The sequence below is a fragment of the Synechococcus sp. H55.9 genome (assembly GCF_047462355.1).
Taxonomy (GTDB): Bacteria; Cyanobacteriota; Cyanobacteriia; order Thermostichales; family Thermostichaceae; genus Thermostichus.
This window is the reverse complement of record NZ_JANSJB010000060.1, coordinates 8,392-12,841: the sequence shown is the minus strand read 5'-3', so window position 1 is coordinate 12,841 and position 4,450 is coordinate 8,392. Positions and strand designations below refer to the sequence as shown.

At 59.6% G+C, this 4,450-nt stretch carries 3 protein-coding genes and 1 pseudogene; 3 read left to right on the top strand and 1 reads right to left on the bottom strand.

Annotation, left to right across the window (positions count from 1 at the left end; translation table 11 throughout):
* Positions 1–1,507, bottom strand: a 1,507-nt coding sequence (locus tag NW857_RS08900; RefSeq protein ID WP_414368703.1) for a right-handed parallel beta-helix repeat-containing protein, incomplete at its 3' end; no start/stop codon positions are given.
* 373 nt (positions 1,508–1,880) lie between these two features.
* On the opposite strand from NW857_RS08900, the gene pdxA reads away from it, so the two are divergent.
* The 3 genes and pseudogenes from pdxA to NW857_RS08885 all read left to right on the top strand — a co-directional run.
* Positions 1,881–2,927: a 4-hydroxythreonine-4-phosphate dehydrogenase PdxA gene (gene pdxA / locus NW857_RS08895; protein ID WP_414368705.1), complete on the top strand. Its 1,047-nt coding sequence runs from the start codon at positions 1,881–1,883 to the stop codon at positions 2,925–2,927.
* A gap of 44 nt (positions 2,928–2,971) precedes the next feature.
* Complete coding sequence (locus NW857_RS08890; protein ID WP_414335235.1) at positions 2,972–4,087, top strand: aldo/keto reductase; 1,116 nt, start codon at positions 2,972–2,974, stop codon at positions 4,085–4,087.
* Positions 4,088–4,215: 128 nt separating this feature from the next.
* Positions 4,216–4,450 (top strand): annotated as a pseudogene (locus tag NW857_RS08885) (hypothetical protein); the annotation flags it as partial.

The following is a 4,450-nucleotide window of genomic DNA, read 5'->3' as shown; positions in this document are numbered from 1 at the left end:
CAGGAGAGGTGGCCGATCCGCTGAAGGTTTGTGCGGCGCTTCCGCTTTTGCGAACTGTTACAGTAAAGGGAATGGGAGCAGTGACCTGAGAACAGCGCCGGAACAACCTCACCTCAATAAGGTACAGGCCTGAGGGCGGGGTGGAGGCCCAAAAAACATTCTCTACAGGATTTTCTGTTACGGCAACGCAGTCGGCATTGGCATCCACATCTAGCTGTCCCCCAGAAGGAATAACCCGATTGTCAAAAAACACTGTCTGCTGCCTGGGATCCGTGACATATAGGTCAAGGTCATCGATAGTGCTCCAGGTGAGAGTAATCTGAATTGGGCCGGTGCCGAGCACCGGGGGAGTTGGAGATGGCCTCGGAGTCGGAACAGGGGTCGCTGTCGGCGTCGGCGCAGATCCGCCGCCGATTCTCTCAGCAAAGTTCCCCTGGAAGCTGTTGCCGGCCAAGTAGGCGGCGACTACTGCCGCCGGTGTGCCGGGGGCTACTTGAATGGCTACCCCCGCGCCCTCGCCCCGAGCTAGGAACGTATTTCCGGTAATGGTGCGGGCCTGGGTTCCTTGCAAGATGCGAATGCCGACGCTGCCGGCTATCCTGCCCACGCCGATCTGGTTGGATTGAATCGCCGGCACCGATCCCGCTCCATCCAGTTGGATCCCGGTGGTGCCACCAGTGTCTCTTTGCCGCGCCTGCAGCGCCAACCCAGCCGCAGCAGTAGGCGGATCCCCTTCGATCTGGTTGTTGCGGAAGATCCCGCCGGAGTTGTTGCTGTAGCGAACCGCCAAAGCTCCCAGAGCTTGCAGGAGGATCGCGTTGTTCTCGAGGGTGGGATTGCTCCCCGGCACAGTGCCTATACCCACCCCACCGGCTTTGCTGACAATGGGTGAGACGCTCGCGACTCGGCCATTGCCGGAGATCTGCACACAGGGATCCAAAAATTGCTGGCACAGAATCTGAGCCAGTTGGCCCAAAGCCCCTTCCAGGACGGCGGCATTGCCGTTGACCAAGATGTTGGAGCGGGGATCGTTGAGGGTGACCTTGCGCGGCTGAAAGGTGCCGTCGTTCACCTGAACCCGTCCGCCCCCCAGCACCACGTCCACCCCCTGCAGGCTGGTTTGGCTGGCTACAATCACGTCAAACAGGCCGGTGAGGATCTCGTAAGCTGTGGAGTTGGTGACGCGAATGCGCCCGCCATTGGTGCCGTCGCCCCCATCCAGGGCCAGGTTGCTTTGCAAAGTTTCCCTGCCCGTCCCCAAGATCTGGATCAGCACCTCTAGCCCCGCTGTGGCGCTCTGTAGCCGCTGCGCTTCCGCAACTGCATCGGCCAGCTTGGTGAAGGGGCCCCTGACCGGATCCACCCTTAGGATGACAGGCTCCCCAGCCGGTGGCGAAAGAGACGGAGAGCTGCTGCCACTCCCCCCACAGCCGAGGGCAGCCCCCGCCAACAGGGGCAGCAGCAGGGAACGGATCCTCCAAGCAGATTTGGATACCTGGTCGGCCATAGGTGGAAAGCTCTTTACAAGTGCCTACTCGGTCAAGACTATCAGAGCAGCCAACAACTGCGACAAAGTACAGACGGCCGAGCCGGTGAAAATACTCTCTAACGAATCCCCTGCTCAGTCAATCCTTTGCCAGGGATCCGCAATCAATTGGCAACAAAAATCTCAAAAATCTAACGTTCTTCGGGAACTTGGATGGTTGCGGCGATAATGTCCTGCTTCAGCTTTCTGCGTGCTCTCTAGAAATTGGAAGCGGAAAGAAGAAAGCCTGCTGGCGGGCCTGGGGCCAGAATGGATTAACGTATCCCCCTTTTTGGGGGATCTCTAGGAATTGGCAAGAAAAGAAAAAGGAGCGCCTGTCTTGTCGAGAGAAGACCTGATGAGCCTGTCACTGCCCAAACTGGCCCTGACGTTGGGGGATCCCACGGGAATTGGGCCGGAGATTGTGCTCAAGGCGCTGGCAGAGCCCGAGGTGCGGGCCTGTGCGCGGATTACCGTGGTGGGCGATCGGCAGGTTTTGGAAGCTACCCACTGCCTACTGAGGGAGAGGTGTGCGGCTACCTTGGCCGATCCGGCAGGGATCCCAATGCTGGAATGCGACACAGGCTTTCGGTTACAGTCTGGCCGTATTGGTCGAGGGGATGCCGAGGGTGGGGCGGCCAGTTTTGTGTACCTGAAAACGGCAATCGAACAGACGCTGGGGGGCGAGTTTCAGGGGATCGTGACAGCGCCCATCGCCAAATATCTGTGGCATCGAGCCGGCTACCGCTTCCCCGGCCAAACAGAGGTGTTGGCCCAACTGAGCGGAGCTGAACGCTACGGGATGATGTTTGTCGCCCGTTCCCCCCACAGCAGTTGGCAGATGCGGGTTTTGCTGGCCACCACCCACATTCCCTTTGGCCAAGTGCCCACTGTGCTGACCCCAGACTTAGTGCGCACAAAGTTGGACTTGCTGGTGGGATCCCTGCGCCACACCTTCGGGATCCCGGATCCCGTGATCGCGGTGGCCGGCCTCAATCCCCATGCCGGCGAACGGGGTCAACTGGGATCTGAGGAAAAAGAATGGCTGACCGAGCTGCTGCGCACCTATCCCCACGCCCAAATCTGGGGGCCGCTTCCCCCTGACACCATGTGGCTGGCTCCCGCGCAAGCCTGGCACGGCCAAGGATCCCCAGCCGTGGCCGATGCCTACTTGGCTCTCTATCATGATCAAGGCCTGATCCCGGTGAAGATGCTGGCTTTTGAGCGGGCAGTTAACCTGACGATCGGGTTGCCTTTCATCCGCACCTCCCCTGACCATGGCACCGCCTTCGATATTGCCGGCCAAGGGGTGGCCCGCGCCGAGAGCCTCAAGCAGGCGATCCGGCTGGCAGCAGAACTGCTGGGCAACAATTCCCAACAATGCCTGTACCCGGCAATCTGAGGCTGTCTCCCGCCTTGAGGGGACGATTGGATGCGAGAACCGGAATGCTCTACCGCCGCTTTGGACGCACCCAGCAGCTCATTTCAGCCTTTTCTCTGGGCAGCATGCGCTTGGTCAATGTGCCCAGGGATCAGGCTCAGGCAACCGTTGAGGCAGCCTTGGCTGCAGGGATCAACCACATCGAAACGGCCCAGGCTTATGGTCACGCCGAGGCGCTCTTGGGCGAGATTTTGCCAGCTCTGCCCTTCCCACGCCATCAGTTGATTTTGACCAGCAAGCTCACTCCCAGCGATTGTCTGCGGGAGCGGCTGCAGGCATCCCTGCGCCGTCTGCGGGTGGATTATTTGGATCAGTTTGCCTTTCATGGTATCAATCTGCCGGAACATCTGGAGTGGGTACTGCAGAAAGGGCTGCCGATTCTCAAGCAGCTCCAGCAAGAAGGCTGGGTGCGCCACATTGGGTTTTCCACCCATGGATCCCTGGAGTTAATCCTGCAGGCCATCCAGACCGGATGCTTTGACTTTGTCAATTTGCACCATCACTTTTTCCAACAGCGCAATGCGCCGGCTCTGGAAGCGGCTGCCCAGCAGGATATGGGCGTGTTCATCATTTCTCCTGCCGATAAAGGGGGAATGCTCTATCGCCCCCCTCAACACCTGCAAGAGTGCTGTGCGCCCTTCAGCCCCTTGGAGTTTGCCTATCGTTTTCTGCTGGCAGATCCGCGTGTGCACACCCTCAGCTTGGGTGTCACTCATCCTGAGGAGTTGCAGGTGGCCTTGTCTGCTTTGCAGGATCCCGACCGTTGGTGGGTGGAGGGCCCACGGATCCAGGAACGGTTGCGCCAAGCCGAGCAGGAGCGTCTGGGATCCAGCCGCTGCGCTCAGTGCTACGCCTGCCTGCCCTGCCCAGAGGGGATTCACATCCCCGAAGTGCTGCGGCTGCGCAACTTGGCCATTGCCCACGACATGACAGAGTTTGCCCAGTACCGCTACAACATGTTTGGCCAAGCCGGACATTGGTTTCCGGGCTTGCCTGCCGACCGCTGTACCGAATGCGGCGACTGTTTACCCCGCTGTCCAGAGCATCTGCGGATCCCAGAGTTGCTGGCTGAGGCTCATCGGTTGCTGCATCGCTCTCCTATTCGGCGGCTCTGGGAGTAGCAGCTCGCTCTATGGCTTGACAATGCCACCTGTTTTGTTTGGTCGAGTTTAGCTCGAAGTTGGCAGAGATTTGCTTATAATTGCCTGAGCGCGTTGATTAACTTTAACTCGCAAGGCGGAGCGTCCGGGTGAACAGTCAGAGTCAAGACCGCTTAGATCGGGTGGAGCAACTGCTGGCTTGGACGGCCGAACAGGTTGCTGCCAACAGCCGAGAAATCCAGGAGCTGCATCAGTCCATCCAGGCCAGCCGCGCTGAGTCTGCCGAGCAGAATGCCGCCCGCCTGCGGGAAATCCAGGAGCTGCATCAGTCCATCCAGGCCAGCCGCGCTGAGTCTGCCGAACAAGCTGCTGCCCAGGCTCAAA

Excerpts from the sequence above, each read along its gene's own strand:
- NW857_RS08890 (WP_414335235.1), top strand. The coding sequence starts at position 2,972 with ATGCTCTACCGCCGCTTTGGACGCACCCAGCAGCTCATTTCAGCCTTT.